Origin of the sequence: Catelliglobosispora koreensis DSM 44566 (assembly GCF_000379685.1) — a bacterium.
Taxonomy (GTDB): domain Bacteria; phylum Actinomycetota; class Actinomycetes; order Mycobacteriales; family Micromonosporaceae; genus Catelliglobosispora; species Catelliglobosispora koreensis.
On sequence record NZ_KB903262.1, the window covers coordinates 1 to 15766 of the forward strand.

Annotated in this window: 18 protein-coding genes; 15 read left to right on the plus strand and 3 right to left on the minus strand. The window is 61.2% G+C overall.

What is annotated here, in order from left to right; all coding sequences use genetic code 11:
• On the plus strand, positions 1-302 hold a 302-nt coding region (locus tag A3E1_RS41490), incomplete at its 5' end, for a hypothetical protein (protein ID WP_040391526.1).
• A gap of 594 nt (positions 303-896) precedes the next feature.
• On the opposite strand, the gene A3E1_RS0122335 is transcribed toward A3E1_RS41490, so the two are convergent.
• Positions 897-1736, minus strand: a complete 840-nt coding sequence (locus A3E1_RS0122335) for a hypothetical protein (protein WP_020523022.1) — start codon at positions 1734-1736, stop codon at positions 897-899.
• A 481-nt stretch (positions 1737-2217) separates the two neighbouring features.
• On the opposite strand from A3E1_RS0122335, the gene A3E1_RS0122340 reads away from it, so the two are divergent.
• The 3 genes from A3E1_RS0122340 to A3E1_RS41495 all read left to right on the plus strand — a co-directional run bounded on the left by A3E1_RS0122340 (position 2218) and on the right by A3E1_RS41495 (position 4476).
• The gene (locus A3E1_RS0122340; protein ID WP_157631684.1) at positions 2218-2679 is read left to right on the plus strand and encodes a DUF6290 family protein; all 462 of its coding nucleotides are present in this window, start codon (positions 2218-2220) and stop codon (positions 2677-2679) included.
• Positions 2680-2855: 176 nt separating this feature from the next.
• Complete coding sequence (locus A3E1_RS46270) at positions 2856-3074, plus strand: tyrosine-type recombinase/integrase (RefSeq protein ID WP_245571327.1); 219 nt, start codon at positions 2856-2858, stop codon at positions 3072-3074.
• 421 nt (positions 3075-3495) lie between these two features.
• Positions 3496-4476: a hypothetical protein gene (locus tag A3E1_RS41495; RefSeq protein WP_157631685.1), complete on the plus strand. Its 981-nt coding sequence runs from the start codon at positions 3496-3498 to the stop codon at positions 4474-4476.
• Positions 4477-4552: 76 nt separating this feature from the next.
• Here the strand turns inward: A3E1_RS41495 and A3E1_RS48845 are convergent, their stop codons facing one another.
• Positions 4553-4684 carry a hypothetical protein gene (locus tag A3E1_RS48845; protein ID WP_281167395.1) on the minus strand — a complete coding sequence of 44 codons (132 nt, stop codon included), beginning with the start codon at positions 4682-4684 and terminating at the stop codon, positions 4553-4555.
• Positions 4685-5055: 371 nt separating this feature from the next.
• Between A3E1_RS48845 and A3E1_RS44975 the strand changes: the two genes are divergently transcribed.
• Positions 5056-6471 (plus strand): FG-GAP repeat domain-containing protein, encoded by a 1416-nt coding sequence (locus A3E1_RS44975; RefSeq protein WP_157631686.1) that lies wholly within the window; start codon positions 5056-5058, stop codon positions 6469-6471.
• 720 nt (positions 6472-7191) lie between these two features.
• Here A3E1_RS44975 and A3E1_RS0122375 read toward each other — a convergent pair.
• The gene (locus A3E1_RS0122375; protein ID WP_040391530.1) at positions 7192-8682 is read right to left on the minus strand and encodes a helix-turn-helix domain-containing protein; all 1491 of its coding nucleotides are present in this window, start codon (positions 8680-8682) and stop codon (positions 7192-7194) included.
• Between the two features lie 1109 nt (positions 8683-9791).
• Here A3E1_RS0122375 and A3E1_RS41510 point away from each other — a divergent pair.
• From A3E1_RS41510 to A3E1_RS41520, 10 genes are all read left to right on the plus strand, one after another.
• Positions 9792-10061 (plus strand): DUF6284 family protein, encoded by a 270-nt coding sequence (locus tag A3E1_RS41510; RefSeq protein WP_020523031.1) that lies wholly within the window; start codon positions 9792-9794, stop codon positions 10059-10061.
• Positions 10061-10525 (plus strand): hypothetical protein, encoded by a 465-nt coding sequence (locus tag A3E1_RS44980; RefSeq protein ID WP_020523032.1) that lies wholly within the window; start codon positions 10061-10063, stop codon positions 10523-10525. The genes A3E1_RS41510 and A3E1_RS44980 overlap by 1 nt, the downstream gene beginning before the upstream one ends.
• A complete protein-coding gene (locus A3E1_RS0122395; RefSeq protein WP_020523033.1) occupies positions 10522-11550 on the plus strand; it encodes a hypothetical protein in 1029 nt (342 codons plus the stop codon). The genes A3E1_RS44980 and A3E1_RS0122395 overlap by 4 nt, the downstream gene beginning before the upstream one ends.
• Positions 11551-11662: 112 nt before the next feature.
• A complete protein-coding gene (locus tag A3E1_RS0122400) occupies positions 11663-11857 on the plus strand; it encodes a hypothetical protein (protein WP_020523034.1) in 195 nt (64 codons plus the stop codon).
• Positions 11858-11950: 93 nt separating this feature from the next.
• On the plus strand, positions 11951-12340 hold the full coding sequence (locus A3E1_RS0122405; RefSeq protein WP_020523035.1) for a hypothetical protein: 390 nt from the start codon (positions 11951-11953) through the stop codon (positions 12338-12340).
• 96 nt (positions 12341-12436) lie between these two features.
• Positions 12437-12892 carry a single-stranded DNA-binding protein gene (locus A3E1_RS0122410; protein ID WP_020523036.1) on the plus strand — a complete coding sequence of 152 codons (456 nt, stop codon included), beginning with the start codon at positions 12437-12439 and terminating at the stop codon, positions 12890-12892.
• Positions 12893-12994: 102 nt separating this feature from the next.
• Positions 12995-13309 carry a hypothetical protein gene (locus A3E1_RS0122415; protein WP_020523037.1) on the plus strand — a complete coding sequence of 105 codons (315 nt, stop codon included), beginning with the start codon at positions 12995-12997 and terminating at the stop codon, positions 13307-13309.
• Between the two features lie 45 nt (positions 13310-13354).
• Positions 13355-14209, plus strand: coding sequence for a hypothetical protein (locus A3E1_RS46275; protein ID WP_083929594.1), 855 nt, complete (start codon positions 13355-13357; stop codon positions 14207-14209).
• 75 nt (positions 14210-14284) lie between these two features.
• Positions 14285-15022, plus strand: a complete 738-nt coding sequence (locus A3E1_RS0122425; protein WP_020523039.1) for a hypothetical protein — start codon at positions 14285-14287, stop codon at positions 15020-15022.
• A 25-nt stretch (positions 15023-15047) separates the two neighbouring features.
• Positions 15048-15766, plus strand: a 719-nt coding sequence (locus A3E1_RS41520) for a type IV secretion system DNA-binding domain-containing protein (RefSeq protein WP_020523040.1), incomplete at its 3' end; no start/stop codon positions are given.

A 15766-nucleotide genomic window follows, 5' to 3' on the forward strand; every position in this document is an offset into this window, starting at 1 on the left:
CCAACGTCAACGGCACCAAGCACATCTACACGATAATCAACGGCAAGGTTTACGAAGCCAGCAGCGCCAATGGCTGGACCAACCTGTGGACCGGCGTCCAAGGTGTTTCGAGCGGAGCGCTCGCCGCAACGAACATTGGCAGCGAAAAGGTGTTCTACACAACCGTAAACGGCGTTGTGTATGAAGCCAGCAGCAACCGCGGCTGGAACAACCTACGAGTGTCAGGTGCGTCAGGAGACGTCCGTGCTTCGACGGTTGCCGCCATTGAAGTCAACGGTGTGAAGTACGTATATACGCGATAGAACCGATAGGCAAAGGACGCCCGTACGGCTCATGGTGTGTCCATGAGCCGTACGGGCGTCCCATATTCGAGTGATGTCAAGCGGTTTGGCAATGTGGCTAGCCACGCCCTCGCCGATCGGACCATTACGTTGTAACGGTCGAGTCGGGCACCGGTGCCTACAACCATTCGAATGCCAAGGATGGCAAGTCTATAGTTTTCGCGACGCGCAGATCTGTTCGATCATCGGAGTTCCTTCACCATTGAATGTCACCAGCGATAAACGCGGTACCCGTACCGCACTGGCCTCCCTATCGCTCGCGTTACGGGGAGTACCACGAGCGAAGGGCTACTACCGAATTCGTAATGGCAGGGCGGCCATGGGAAGCCAGGAGGTGCTGTGCTGGACCATTGGCCGTTAGTAGACGGCTTCCGTGTGAAGCACAGACCACGGCTCCCTGATCTTTATCGATGTGACCCAGTAGCAGGGCAAACAGTCGCCTGCGTCCGTGTGCGTCCGTCCGCTCGCTTCTCGGTAGTCACGCAGTTAGCTACTCACACAGAGAGCTAGCTCTCTGGATCAAGACCCAACTGCCTTTGAGCTGAGGGGAATGACTCAGCCTCTACGGCGCACGAACCGCCGCGCGATACGTGTGGGCCAGCCCGGCCGGTCGGACGGGACCTGCTGTCCGGCGATCTTTGAGTAGAAGTAACGCCGCACAGCGGGCTCCACGGTTGCTTCGCCAAAGTCCGTCGATCGCATAACCCACAGCGGCTTACCGCAGCCTTGGCAATGTTGTACGCCTTGGAAATCCGCACCCGCATTACTTGGCTCGACAGGCCGAAGTCGAATATTGATCACGCGTTCCTCGCTCACGCCAAAGTCCTGGCCGTCATCCACCATGATCGATGTTGCCGCCTCCCACCGATCGCTGCCATAGAGCGACGCCCACTCACGAACACTCTTCACGACCGGCAGGTAGAACCGTTCCTGCTGATCCGGCCCGAGGACAAGTCGGCCAACGGCTTTGGCCGTCGGCAATCGCTGGCCATAGCTGTTGCTTCCCGACACAACAAGGTCATCGGAGTCCATGTACACCGTGCGCGATGAATGATTGTGGATCGTGACAGAGAGAAAGGCCGCCCAGGAGAGGTCTCCCTCGTCACGGCCTTCCGCCGGGTGCAGCGGCGCAGGCGGTGACGGCTGTCCCCCGGGCTTGGCCAGACACCAGGGCTTCACGAATCTTCCGTCTTCCCAACTCGAATGCTCGACACCCCACTCGCCATTCGCAAGCCTCGTCCGGAGGATCGGCTCGACGCGGTTCAGAACTACGCTTACATCAGGGGCGCGCTGGTCCAAAGTGCTGCGCGTTTGCGCGCGGATAGTCCTCTTGCCGACCATGATCGCGATCAACGCCGCTGCTACTGCTGCGAGCGCGGCCAGTGCATTCCACATGAGACATCACGGTAGGTTATCGGCCACTGCGGCTACATGCTGTTGGCGTGTGTCCCAGGTATGCGCTCACCCTTGACGAGCCTTGACCAGCGTTTGTCCCCGAGACGAGAGTTCACCGGGGACCGACGTCCCTCTCCTTGCCAGCCTGTTGGGTGGAGCCGCATCGACGACGAATGTATGACAATCTGTCGGCCTCGTACTACAATTAGCGGCAGACATGTGTGATATCAGAAAGGACGGCTTTCATGCCGCCTGTTCGGATCCGAGCCTTGCGCTGGGATCTCGCTCCCGTCACGTACATAACGCGGCGAGCGACTATCACCGAAATTGAAGAAGTGTTTGCGAACGGTCCCACGATCTATGCGAGCAACCGGGCTGATAGGAGATCGACCCATAAAGCTGTGGGCCGAACTGACGCAGGTAGGAGATTGACAATCCCCTTCATCTACCTGAGCGAGACGAACGAAGCTGTACCGATTACATGTTGGCAGCAAACGTAACGAGAGAAGGGGCGATGGCCAGGGGGAACTCGGATTCCGGGTTTGAACATGCTGACCTCGGTGAGATGACACCCGAGCAATACGCGCAGTGGCTTGAGGAAAACGAGAGCGACGACGCCTGGGGCGAACCTGTGGCGGCCGATATCTCACCGAACCTCTCCAGCGTCGTGTCTGTGAGGTTCAACAAGGGCGAACTAGCTCTGGTCAATGCCGCAGCCGACAAAGCCGGCCTCAAGCTATCCACCTTCATCAGGCAATTGGTAATCGACAATGTGAGCAGCCCCGACGCAGAGACCCAGCTGTTCGTCCGAACGCTCATGCAGGACCGCGAAGCCATCGAAGCCGCAGCAGAAACCTTGACCTCAGTCGTGAGGCACCTTCGCGCAGTACCGAGCCAGGATGTTGGCTCAGGAACTACGCCAGGAGAGCACAGAGCGGCATAGTAAACGACGCTAAACGCCCTGGAGCAGTCCGGGCGTTTAGCTTTCCTGTCACAGATGAGGGCTCCTAGCGGGCCGGATTACGCGAACGAAGGTCAGCTGTTCGTCGGCCCACTTGGCGGTGTGCCACGGCGCCGCAACTTCAACGGATCTGGAAACGCGCTCTGATCGCCGCCGGCATCCCTAAAGAGCTAGATCTACATCTGCACGACCTGCGCCACACAGGCAGCACATGGTCTTCACGCGGCGGCGCGACCTTGAAGGAACTCATGGCCCGCATCAGGCACTCCAGCACCCGCGCAGCCATGATTTACCAGCATGCAGACCGCGAACGAGACCAAGCCATCGCTGCCGTACTCGATGGCCTCGTTGAGGAGGCGCGAGGCAAGATCACTTAGCGATTGGGCAAAGATTGGGCACGAGCCGTTTCAACTGAGCACATAACGCGAAACGCCCTGGAGAAATCCAGGGCGTTTTACTTGCTTATATAGATGAGTGGAGCTGAGGGGACTCGAACCCCTGACCCCCACACTGCCAGGGCGGGTATCGGCAAACATCCGTATGCTGCAAGGCTTCTATCAGGCCCTGACCTGCTTCGTTCCCCGCCACTCCCCCACAGTCACCGTGGTGACCCTATGTGTCTGGCACGGATCTGGCACCGCCAAACCGTGCACACCTTCAGGGCGGACCTCTTCCGTGTCAAGCAAGCACCACTGCTATCTGCTCTCTCCAGATATCGGTCAAGAGCTGCAACAACCATCCGCTTGCGTCCGCATTCGTGCGTGAGCCTCCTTGCGGGTAGTCACTCACGAGCCGGGCATGCCAGATGGCGGCGCGGCGGGGCACGCGACTCCCCTTGATAGCTATCGTGTCATTGCGAATCCTGCGGCACCAGGCGCCTCGGCCGGGCGGCGCAGCGGCGAGAGGGCTGACATGCGAAGAGTGGTGCCATCAGGCGAGGCACGAGGACCGGGTGACGGCAATAAACGATACCGCCCTATGATCATGGACTTCGACACGCGTGCAAACACATTGAGCACCGAAATCCGTGACGACTGGACACCAGCGATCCGCGATCAATGGCGAAAAAACATAGAGAATATCCATCAAGAACTCTCCGCAGAATTCGGACAGCGAGACTTTGCGACAAAGCTTCAAAACTTCAAGGACTTGGGAGCCAAACCCTTCTCAGTACTGGCCTACCACAACAAATTCCTGGCCCAAGCACGCTCCGCATTTGTTATGAGCGCCTACTATCCAGCCTTGGTGGGCGCTTGCACACTAGGCGAACGCATTTTGAATCATCTCGTCATCAAGCTCCGTGACGATTTCAAATCGTCCACACACTACAAACATATCTACAAGAAGAGCTCTTTCGATAAATGGCCAAAGATGATCGATGCACTTGCCGACTGGAATGTGTTGATACCCGAGGCAGCCGCCGACTTCGTCAAGCTGAACGCAAGACGGAATGACTGCGTACATTTCCGTCACGATCTAGATCGTGACGCGCGAGCGCCCGCACTTGAGGCTATCCAACTTCTTGAGGCGATCATTCAGCGCCAGTTTTCGGCATTTGGCGCGAACTCGTGGTTTATACCTGGAACTCTAGGCGCATCGTTCTTACGCCGTGACGTGGAGACTTTGCCGTTCATCCGGCTGGTCTTCATACCGAACAGCTTCCTAGTATCGAACCGACATCAGATGCACTTCACTGCTGGCGGACTACTAGTCACCGACGAGGTCCTTGAGTCCGTCGAAGATCTAACGGATGAGCAGTTCGCTATGGGCGACATCTAGACACGGGGCGGACACAGGACCTATTGGTGGACGGCTGCGGAGCGCCGGGACAGGCCTAACGCTCCGCAGCCCGCTGTTAGCGGGAACTGAATGGGCGCTTCGTAGCCTCGCCGACCGTCACCCGCACGGTCCCCGATACGGAAACGCTGACCGTAATTCGCTGGGGTACCGGGTGGTCGGCGTTGCCGATGACACTTACAGCGCTCATGAGTCCTCCTTGAGGGCGACGCGCCGTCCGCTGGTTGTAGCCCCGGGCGGCGCACTCCCAAAATGGGCGGACAAAGCACCGCCTGGCCGAACCAAATCAGGCAAGCTCTTAGACAACTAGATCAGCGAGCAGCTGACCTGCCCAAACGATCGCTACTCAAACGAAGCGACAGCCCTCATCAATGCCTTCTACCGGCTTCTGTCGCTTTCATCACTCAGGACCCGGCCAAGTCACAGGAAAGAGCGATCCGCACTGGGTTTGAGAGCAGAGAGCGAATGAGATGACCGTACTGCCCGGAGGACGGGCATCCGCAGCGTGGATTTCTTGCTAGGGTGCTGGATCTTGGACATCCCTCTGCAAGGAGTTTCAACTTGAGTAATGGACGTTTTCGGCGGCTTGCAGTTTTGACTACGGCACTCGCTTCTGTGGCTAGCTCGCTTCTGGTCCCGGCTTCGCCCGCTCATGCGGACGACAAGTACTACTACATGGGAATGTCAAGCACCGTGGGACCGGCAAGTACCACCTATTCGCAGCGCGTGCGCATTACCGCCGACTGCGGAGATCGCGACATCACGCGGGACTGGATGGTGAAATGGACACTCGAAAACGTCAGCAGCGCAGGCATCACTGTGCGTGATGTCGAGCTGACAGTTGCTTTCGTAGCCGGTCCCACGGTCAGCATCATGACCATCGGTCACCGGAGAATCGAACCTGGTGGTCCCTCGTTTGAGGAATACGATCGTCATGACATCTACGGAGCTGAATATTACAGCCGTAAGTGGACGGTAAATAGACGCTACGGCAATACCATTGCGATGCGAATCAACTGGTTTGAGAGCATCACGGGCACTTGCGCTGGTTACGGAGAAGAGCCGCGCACGTTCGAGCTGGTCGGAGTCGACGGCGATGACAAAGGTGATGGTACCGGCGGTGGCGATTCAGGCGGTGGCGGCGGCTCTGGAGGCTCCGGCAGCCAGCCTGAGGTGCTGCTGAGGAGAGACTTCTCCGGTGATGGTAAGGCTGACATTATTGCGCGTCATGCCACGACCAAGGACCTGCATCTATATAAGGGCAACGGTGCAGGCGGCTTCCTGTCCGGAACCGGCGGCGCGATAAGCAACAACTGGGGCGCCTACGACCGAGTCTTTTCCGCTGGGGATTTCTCGGGTGATGGCAAGGTCGACATTATTGCGCGTCATGCCACGACCAAGGACCTGCATCTATATAAGGGCAACGGTGCAGGCGGCTTCCTGTCCGGAACGGGCGGCGCGATAAGCAACAACTGGGGCGCCTACGATGAGATATTCTCTGCTGGGGATTTCACCGGCGATGGTAAGGCTGACATAATTGCCCGCCACGCCACGACCAAGGACCTGCATCTATATAAGGGCAACGGTGCAGGCGGCTTCCTGTCCGGAACCGGCGGCGTCATCGGCAACAACTGGGGCGCCTACGACCGAGTCTTTTCCGCTGGGGATTTCTCGGGTGACGGCAAGGTCGACATCATCGCTCGCGACGCTGTCACCAAGGACCTGTACCTGTATTACGGAAATGGGACCGGTGGTTTCCTGTACAGCAGTGGCGCATTCATCGGGAACAACTGGGGTGCCTACGACCTAGTCTTTTCTGCCGGAGACTTCACCGGCGATGGTAAAACAGACATTCTCGCCCGCCATGCCACCACCAAGGACCTGCATCTGTACAGGGGCAACGGTGCAGGCGGATTCCTATCCGGAACCGGCGGCGTCATCGGGAACAACTGGGGCGCACTAAATATTTTGACCTGATGAGCAAGACCCCGTAACGATCCAGGCGCCATCGATGATGTTCGGCCGGACTACGTCTGATGTCCCGCCAGCGAGAATTAGACGATTGTGCGCGGAGTAAGGAGATGGCAGCGGCTAGCCCGCTGCCATCTTCGCGCCAGCAGGCGGGCGGCGCACGTGAACGGGATCCCTACATATGCGAGGGAGTGCTGGTCGGCATTCGTCGCGAAAAAGCTCGCCTCCGCCAAGCGCCGCGCGGCGACCTCATGTGGGTTGGCGAAACCTCCGACATAGTGCCGCCGTTGGTGATCTGTAGCCGCTGGCGTGCCCCGTTGGGGGAAACGGAATTCACGATGGCATCCACCCGCCACTGGCCGCAGCACGTACAGATCATCATCAGCTGAGTGTGCGTAGCCTCAGCTCAGAAGCTATACCGGTGTGATCGTTTGGCGGTGTGGCTAGCTGCGCCCTAACCGAACGGACCACTACGTTCACAGGGGTGCATCGGGTCACAACTTCTATAAGCATCGCGTTAACGTGATCCTGCGCGAGCTCGAAACCCGTCACAGCATCAGCGAAACTGACGCGACGACGATGATCAACGAACTGACAATGGAACTTGGCACTGTGTTCATCTTCAACACCCAGCCGCCTACATCGCCCGCATGCTCGCGAGACGCTTGCGGCACGGCCTCAATTCTTTGAATAGCACCACGGCAAAGGCGCCTTGCCGTCCGCGCATCAACTAAGCAGCAGGCCTCGATGTTCCCATGCCTTTTGCAGGCTAAGTGAGGTCTCGGGAGCGAGACGGTTTGTTGCCTGAAGTTCGTCGATGACTTCCTTCGTGAATGGGATGTGCACTGTCGGGACAGCGCTACCGACTCTGACAACTGTGCCCTCGTCGTTGATGTGGACCATGCTAGCGAAAAGGTCGGTGAAGACGTCTGTGTCGATAACGGCGACTGTCTCTAGCCCTGCCCAGAGGTCTAGGGCGCCGATACCGAGCCCTAGGCAATACAGCTTGATGCCGCCCGTTTGCCGTGCGGCATCAAGGGATCGCAGGGGTTCGGTTGCGTAGTTGGCTCCTGGGCCGTCACCGTCGTGCTCTGTGTTTCCCAGGAACTCTTCCGAATACTCGCGCATGATGTTGCGCCACAGGTCGAAGTCGTTGTCGTGTAAGGCTGTTCGTACTGTCGACGGCTGGAAGACTCCAGCTGGCATGACGCCGATGATGCCGCCAGACGTAGCGACGTTGGCCGCATTGCGGTTATGCAGTATGACGCTGGCGGAGGTTTTGTCGCGCCGGATAGTAAGGGTGTTTATCGACATGACCGCTGGGCGTTGACTTAGGTCGAATGGATCGCCGATTGCCTTACGGAACTTCAGACCGCGCCAGCTGGGGCGTCCAATCTGCCCGTTTGCGTCGAGGTGCGTACCAGCGAATTCGTGGGCCAGTGCCTCGCAGGTATCCATGGCGTCGAAGTAGTGCATCGCACCAAATTGGAGCGCTCCACCGGTGTCGGCGAATGTTGCATCTAGCAGGCGCCAGCAATAGCGGTTCTCGAAGAGGGTAGGTTTGGCGACATCACGGATTGCCTGACTGTAGCGCGAGTATCTTCGCTGTTCGGCCTTCAGCGGCCGAACGTTCAAGGTCTCGTCTTCCTCACCCGTAAAGGTCGGCGGAACCGATTTAGCGACAAACCTGATCTGGACATCTGCAAGGTCAATCGGCTTTTCCAGCATCCAATCGTGTCTGGCGAGGATACCTGTCTCGCCTAGCTGAACATCTTGTGGATAGAGAAGCGCTGCCGCTTTGGCAAGACGCGTGTGGTTCTGGTTAAGGCTACGACGTATATGGAGCCATTCCCGTTGACTCTCAATCACTTCGGGTGCGTCCTCCCGCGTCGGGTCTTCGGTTATGAGTACCGAAGTAAGCGAACCGGCAGACGACCCACTTTGTTTCGCACGCGACGTTCTCTCGCGGGATAGGCCAAGGTCTTTGATCGACAAGCCGAAGTACTCAGCAAGCAGTTGGCTCGCCAAGCGTCCGGGGCGCACCGTGCCGCGTTCCCAGCGGCTGACCTGGTTGCCGTCGAATGCCAGCCGCTCGCCTCGCTTGGCCGCGAGCAGGTTTAGCCCTTCTGCTACTTGTCCCTGTGATTCGCCGCGAGCATCGCGAGCGTTGTATAGAGCGTCATTTGGAATCGCTTCGCCCTTGCCCCTAGCAGGCATGATCGCCCCCTCTGAGCCATGTGCCTAGTTGGTGCCTAGGCGCTGACTCACTGCTGCTTATTTCGTGGCCTGGGGAAACTGTCATGTCGAGGGTTGACTTAAGGCATGAAAGCAACAGCGCTAAGGGGAAGCCAGACATCGGGCGTCAGCCCACCTTTCCAGTAGAACGCTTCAACCCCGGTGCCGCTGGGGGGATCCCCTCGCCTCTTGCGAGCTTCCTCAGGTAGGCAGCCGTGAACGGCGAAAGCCGCTCCACTTCACTTGGGCCGATTCCGGCCCGCAACGCAGCAAGGGCAGCGTCGATAACCGCTCGACGGGCCTCTTCGTGAGCCGCTTCGGTGCGCTGATAGCGCCTCGTAGCTGCGACAAGTTCGTCTCGTTCATCGGTCACGAAATCAGAGTAGCGCAACCCTCTTGCGCTACTCGGCTTCATATCGATACTCTGATGCGCATTAATAATGCGCATACACGAAGCGGATTCACTCCAAGGGTCCTTTGAGAATTTCACAGTGACACGCAAAAGCTCCTAGGTCAGGGCGAGCCGGTTTGGCGGTCCTGGCAACGGCTGGTGAGAGGGCGATTCCTTCACCTGCTCGGTTTGTGATGGTGGGTGTATCCACGGCGCGTGTGTGATCGAGGCAAGACGGGCGATCGATGCGTAAGTGCACTCCCTGCCGGAACGGCCAAGCGGGCAGGCTCTCTGCTTCTCATGCCCCCGTGAGCATCGGTAATCCCGCATACGCGGCCAGTACTACTGGAGGGCCGGGGTAAGGGTTCGAATCCCTGTGCGGGAACGGTTTCAGCCAGCCCCTTGTGCTGGCTGGCCTTCTGTTCTTCTCTCTTTCGCCGGGGCGCGGCTGGCCTGGAAACCATCTGCCGCGCCCTGGCTTCCCAACTCCCATCAAGGAAGAGGTGTTTGCCATGGTCTCATCCCTTGCTTCGGCTGTGCGGGTTACCTGCCGTAAGTCGTCCGTGTACCGGACCTGCGAATGTGGCGCGCTGTTCGCCACGTCTGCCACTGAGGATCGCTGCCCGAACTGCCCTGGCGCGCGTAAGCCGCGCCGCTCGGGGTCTGGTGCGCAGCGTCGTGGAAGGAACTGAGACTTCTTATGAAAACCCTGGACGCTTTGGCTGGCCCGTCTGATGTGGAGCTGGCCGCTATCGACTTGGAGTGGCCGCTGATCGCGGCTGAGCTTGACATTGTGGATGCCGAAATCGGGCTTCTAACCGCACCTCACGGACCGACTGAGCTGGACTGGCGCCGTTTGCGTCGTGCCGAACACCGCAGGCTCAACGCGCTGCGCGATCTGCTCGACCTCACCGCGGCAAGCCTCGAACCAGCCGGGGCTGTCGCCCCGGTCCTCGCGGCGGTGGCGTGATGGCCGGCCGTTTCCCGCAAGACCGGCACGTGGCCGACACGCGTTTCTCCGTTGGCGTGACCATCGAGGTCGCCAAAGTGCTTGCCCGGTTCGGTTTCCCGAACATCATGAGCTTCTACGACGGCGCCACTGAAGACGCCGTCCGGTTGCAGGACGCGCTTTCGGCGTTCCTCTACGGCCCGGCAGTGCCCGCCAAGCGTGCCGATATGCCCGCCTCGGAGTGGATAGCGATAGCTAACTCGTCGCTGGCCGCCGAACTTGCACTAACACCACGGCAGGCCGTAGGCGGGCCGGTGGAGTTCCGGCTCATCGGAAACCCCTACGCGGCAGCACATGCCGCCGAAATCCTCGCTGAAGTTTTCACCGTCCCGTACGTGTCTGATCCGCACCCGACCGAAGACAAGCGGGTGCGCATCTACCTGGTCGGGCACCGCGCCGCACCCTACAAAGGGGGTATCAAATGAACGCCGAAACCATGTGGGCGTGGCTGGTAACGAACTGGGCCGCCCTGCGTATCCCCGCCGCTGTCATGCTCGGGCTGGTGCTGCTGCTGTTGTTGCGGCGCAAGACACGCGGCACCAAGCTATCGATGATCGCGGGCAACATCGCCGCACCGCTGGTGCTGCTATGGGAAGCACAGGGCGTCTTCGAACTCGCCCAAACGATGAACATGCCACGCCTCATGTCGTTTGTGGTCTCCGGCGTCGGCGCGGCCGTCCTCATCACGGTCGCAGCGCGGGCACACGAGCACTGGAAGACTTACGGCAACCTCGGACCGAACGGCCGCCTGCTGTGGCGTATCGCGGTCCCCATGGGTGTCGTGGTGGCGCTTTCGGCGCACAGCCTCGCTGAGGCCGCCGCACGGATTCTGCTGCCCCTGCTGGCCGCCACAGTGGTCATGTCCCGGTATCTGCCCGACGAGCCGCAAGGCACGCCACGCAAGCGGCAGGAGCGGGGCAGCTGGCGGTGGACGCCACGGCGCATCGGCGTGAGCCTTGGCCTTATCGACCCTACCGACGCGGACCTTTCCAAGGTTCACGCAGAGCGGCAGATCCGCCGCCTCACCGCCACAGCGCACAAGCTGCACCACGGCAAGGCATTGCGCCGTTTGCGGGAGAACCGGCTGCGGCGCCTGGCTTTGCTGGCCACGCCGGAAATGATCGCTGAAGTTCACCGGCGCATCTCGCTGGTCAACCAGATCGCGGAACTGACCGCACCCGCGCCAGTCGTCATCACGCCACAACCGGCGACACCAGTCTCCAGCGGTGACGCCACAGCACCCGCCAACGGTGACGCCACCACGGCGGCCAAAAGGCCGCCACGCAAGACGACACCGACCGCTGAGCGAGTCGCCAAAGCGGTCATGCGTAAACCCGACGCGCGGCAAGTCGATGTCGCCAAAACCCTAGGCGTATCTGAGCGCACCGTGCAGCGGTACTGGCCAAAAACCAGCGACACGACGCCAGAACTCGTCACCACTCCCGCCTAACCCCGTGCACCGGGGCAGCCAGCGTGCGGGCCGGACCGTGAGCCCCTGAGCCGGTCCGGCTCGCCGCGCTAGCCGCCAACGACGACGGCACAACCGGGAAGGAGCACACCTGATGAAGACAGCCCTTGCCTGCCCCGACAACCCCAACAACGCCAGCACCCTGGCCGAACGCACCGCCAAGCAGCTCGAAGCGATCAGCGGCTGGATCGACACCGCCGTCACCGCGCGCCGCGACCCAGCAGAGCTGCTTGAGCAGCTGCAAAACGACCTGTGCGACATCGCGTGGCGGCTGCGTGAAGGCCTGTAGCGATGACCGCCAGCGTGACGGCCGGAGCGAACGTCGTTCCGGTCCTCGCGCTGGCCGCCACCGTGGCGGACCCGCGCGGAAGGAGCACATCCGTTGAACAGCAACGATCCCACCCTCGCCAGCCGTGCAGACACGGCCGCAGACCTCGCCGCATCGCTGCGGCACATCGCGACACTCCTGGACGCTGACGGGAGCGTGCCGCTCGGTGACGCGTGGCCAAGCCTGCACATCCAGCCCCACGGCACCGAACCTGAACGCATCGCTGCGATTGACGCCCTTCTGCGCTTGCTGAGAGGTAAGCCCGGTGCCGCTCAGGCAATGAGCGGTGGCGTCTACCACCACAGTGGGGATGTCACGGTTGGCTGCGTAGAAATCGGCGTCTACACCGGCATCACCTCACCTGCCGAACGGGCGCTGCGTGCCGAAATCGAAACGCTGCAAACCCAGCTCGCCACCACCGCTGCGGCATCCTACGCGCGGTGACAGTCAGCATGACAGGCCAAACCCTCTGCACCACAACGGGTTTGGCCTGTGGTGCTGGCCGCCACCGTGGCAGGCCAGTTGTGAAGGAGCATTCCTGTGGCGAACGAAACGACCCTCACCATCGTTGGCAATCTGACCGACGATCCCGAATTGCGCTTCACCCCAAGCGGTGTCGCGCTCGCTAAGTTCACCGTCGCCTCCACCCCGCGTCTGTACGACCGCGTTACCGAGTCGTATAAGGACGGCGACGCCCTGTTCATGAACTGCTCGGCATGGCGGGAGCTGGGCGAAAACATCGCTGAGTCTTTGAAGAAGGGTTCCCGCGTTGTCGTCACCGGCCGGTTGCGCCTGAACCGATGGGAAACCCAGGAGGGCGAGAAGCGTTCCGCGATGCAGCTCGACGTCGAAGACGTGGGCGCATCACTCAAGTATGCCCAAGCCAAGGTGATGAAGATGGCCCGCAAGACCGACGTAGCGGCAGCTGGCGGTGACCCCTGGGCCACCACGAGCGGCAAAGCCGAGCGGCCGCAAGACGACGAACCGCCTTTCTGAGCAACAGCTTTCACCGCGCAGTAAGCGTGACGACCGGGACGGTTATCGGCCCGGTCCTCGCGCTGGCTTGTCACGGTGGCAGGCCAGGAAAGGACACACATTTTGGACCGGACCATCACCCTTCCCATCACGATCGAGATTCACTACCCGCCAGACCTGCCAACGTTGACCCGCTGGTCACACTGGCTGTTTGCCGCCTACTACGTCAGCGGGTTTACCGGCTCGGCCTTGTTTTTCGGCCCTGGCCTTAGCGCGTGGCTGTTCGGCATTTCGTGGTGGTGGCTGCTGCTGATGCCGCTAGGGCTGCTGTTCTCTTACGCCACGCAGGGTTTTGAGTACCTGATGTCGCAGGTGGACCGGCGCCGCTACGAACAGATCGCCTTCGCCCAGCTCGCCCGCGACAGTGGGCTCGATTAGCAGCACACGCTGCTCTACCTGCCATGTGTTGAGAGGTGAAAAGGCATGGCGCGACATCCTTCGATCCCGTCATGGACCGAAGTGTTAGACGCGGCAACATATTCGGCCGCGATCCGCCGTCGGCGCAGAGTACAGCTGTGGCTGGTACGGCACCCGAAAACCCGCATCACGCTGCGCATCGCACGGGCCGTTTGGCGGCGCAAGCATCACGCCGTGCGGCCGATCCTGACCGCGATGGACTGGCTGTATGACCACGGCAGCCAGCGGGCCGAAACCTGGCGCCGCAACAGAACTCACACCAATCACGCGGACACCTACGTCCCGTGTAGCCGCTGCGGGCGCATGGTCCGCGCGAGCAATGCCCGCTCACACATGGCCTGGCATATGCGATGGGACGGCAACGCCAGCCCCATCACTACTCGCCAGGTCAGCCGGAAACACCGGGAGACAACAAGTTTCCCAGTAAGCGCACCACCAGCGCCCACCGCACCAAACAGCTCCACCACAGGAAAGCCCGCCTCTGTTAAGGGAGTACACCACCGCATGTCGACCACGACGACGCATCTCAAGCCGCTGATGAACGCCGCCAAGGAACTCTCGGAGATGGAGCCAGCTACCGCGTGGGAACTCGACGCGCAGCTCGTTGGCCTGTCCCGTGGCGCGGTCGCGATCGCTGACGCGATCGGCGACTACGCCGAAACCCTCGACACCACCCACATTGACCAGCGGGTAAGCGCGCACGTGCTGACCGCGATGGAAAACCTGGTACAGGCCGGATCGGCGTTCGCTAACGCCGCGACCTCGTTCCGCACCCTGTACGCCGCGCACCTGGAAGCCGCAGAGGCCGGGGTACGCCAGCCGACCGCCGCAGGGTTCTTCGACCCGCGCAACGCCGCCTAACCCCAGCCGCTCCACCCGGTGCACCCCAAACCCCTGGGGTGCACCACCTTTTGACCCCTTGAGGAGACAAAGACAGTGTTTGGCAAGCGCAAATCTAAGACGAACGCGCTGGCGCTCATCGATGACCGGCAGCGCAACACGATCGCATTCGCTCTCGCCCGGCTGTTGTGGCGGTTCCGCCGCCAGCTCGCCCCGGTCGCCGTCGCCCTGCTCGTGCTCGCGATCGCTGTTACCGCCCTGATCGTACGGATGACCGCTGGAACGGGCTGGCTGATCGCCTCCTACGCGGTAGCAGCGTTGTGCGCTTTCGCGTGGCTGACGCGGCTGCACGGATACGATCGCGGCCTTGCCGCCATCGTGCTCACCATCACCGGGCCGTGGACAATGCTGGTGGCCTACCAGCCAGGCAACGGCGGCCTTTACGGCCTATGGGCACTAGCGACACCGGTGCTCGGGCTGGGCTGGTGGATGTCAGGCACCCTGCGCGCGCAGCTGCGCGCCGACGCCGTGAAACAGCGGTGGAACACCGTCGCCCAAATCGCCGGTGTCGCCGGATCGAAGCTCCTCGCCACCCGCAAAACCCCGGCAGGCGAAGTCCTGACCGTGAAACTGGCCGCTGGCCAGACCCCCGAAGACATCTCGCGCAAGCGCATCGAAGGCGCCTACGAGCTGCGCCCTGGCGCGGTGAAAGTCGAGCAAGACAAAACCAACGCCCGCAAGGTATTGGTGCACCTGACCGAAACCGACCCGTGGACACAGCCACTCATCCACCCCGCGACCTACCACATCAACAACAGCACCGGCCGCGACTGACCCTATTGGACGGAGGCGACACAGCATGGCCCGACGCAAAACCCGCACCGCGACCGCAGCTAGCGCCAGCCCGGACCTGTGGGCGCCCGGCGCACGCACCATCCACACGCCGATCCCGCTCGGCGTCTACGAAGACGGCTCAACGGCGCAGCTGGCCCTGTGGAACAGCATTGGCGCCCGGCACACGTTCCTGACCGGCGCCACCGGCTCGGGAAAGACCACCAGCCTTAACGTGCTGCTGACCGGGACCATGGCCAGCGTAGACACGGTTGTGTGGGTTATCGACGTGGCCAAACGCGGCAAGTCGCTGGCGCCGTGGCTGCCGTGCATTGACTGGCTGGCCACCGACCCGGCAACCGCCGTGGACATGCTCACCTGCGCCAACGCGGTCATTGACGCCCGCGCGCTAGCGGGCGCACGTTTGGCAGCGACCGGTGACGGTGACGCGGTACTAAAGCCATCACCAGATCTGCCGCTGCTCCTGATCGTGATCGATGAGGCATCGGCATTGTTTGGCCGCAACACACCAGAAGCCCAGGAGGCCACCGAGCAGGCGACCCAGGTGGCCGAAACCGGCCGCGAGGTCGCCGTGGGCTCGATTATCGCCACCCAGAAACCCACCCAAGACTCCCTCGGGCACTCCGGGCGGCTCAAGAGCCAGCTCAATCCGGTGCTGTGCCTGCGGATGAACCGGCTAGGCGACCTGCGGTGGGCCATGACCAACGCACCCGCAGAATCCCTGAC

Coding starts and splice junctions, on each gene's coding strand:
- A3E1_RS44980 (WP_020523032.1), top strand. CDS start 10,061: ATGGCCGGCCGTTTCCCGCAAGACCGGCACGTGGCCGACACGCGTTTC.
- A3E1_RS0122375 (WP_040391530.1), bottom strand. CDS start 8,682: ATGCCTGCTAGGGGCAAGGGCGAAGCGATTCCAAATGACGCTCTATAC.
- A3E1_RS0122340 (WP_157631684.1), top strand. CDS start 2,218: ATGTTGGCAGCAAACGTAACGAGAGAAGGGGCGATGGCCAGGGGGAAC.
- A3E1_RS41510 (WP_020523031.1), top strand. CDS start 9,792: ATGAAAACCCTGGACGCTTTGGCTGGCCCGTCTGATGTGGAGCTGGCC.
- A3E1_RS46275 (WP_083929594.1), top strand. CDS start 13,355: ATGGCGCGACATCCTTCGATCCCGTCATGGACCGAAGTGTTAGACGCG.
- A3E1_RS0122335 (WP_020523022.1), bottom strand. CDS start 1,736: ATGTGGAATGCACTGGCCGCGCTCGCAGCAGTAGCAGCGGCGTTGATC.
- A3E1_RS48845 (WP_281167395.1), bottom strand. CDS start 4,684: ATGAGCGCTGTAAGTGTCATCGGCAACGCCGACCACCCGGTACCCCAG.
- A3E1_RS41495 (WP_157631685.1), top strand. CDS start 3,496: ATGCCAGATGGCGGCGCGGCGGGGCACGCGACTCCCCTTGATAGCTAT.
- A3E1_RS0122395 (WP_020523033.1), top strand. CDS start 10,522: ATGAACGCCGAAACCATGTGGGCGTGGCTGGTAACGAACTGGGCCGCC.
- A3E1_RS0122400 (WP_020523034.1), top strand. CDS start 11,663: ATGAAGACAGCCCTTGCCTGCCCCGACAACCCCAACAACGCCAGCACC.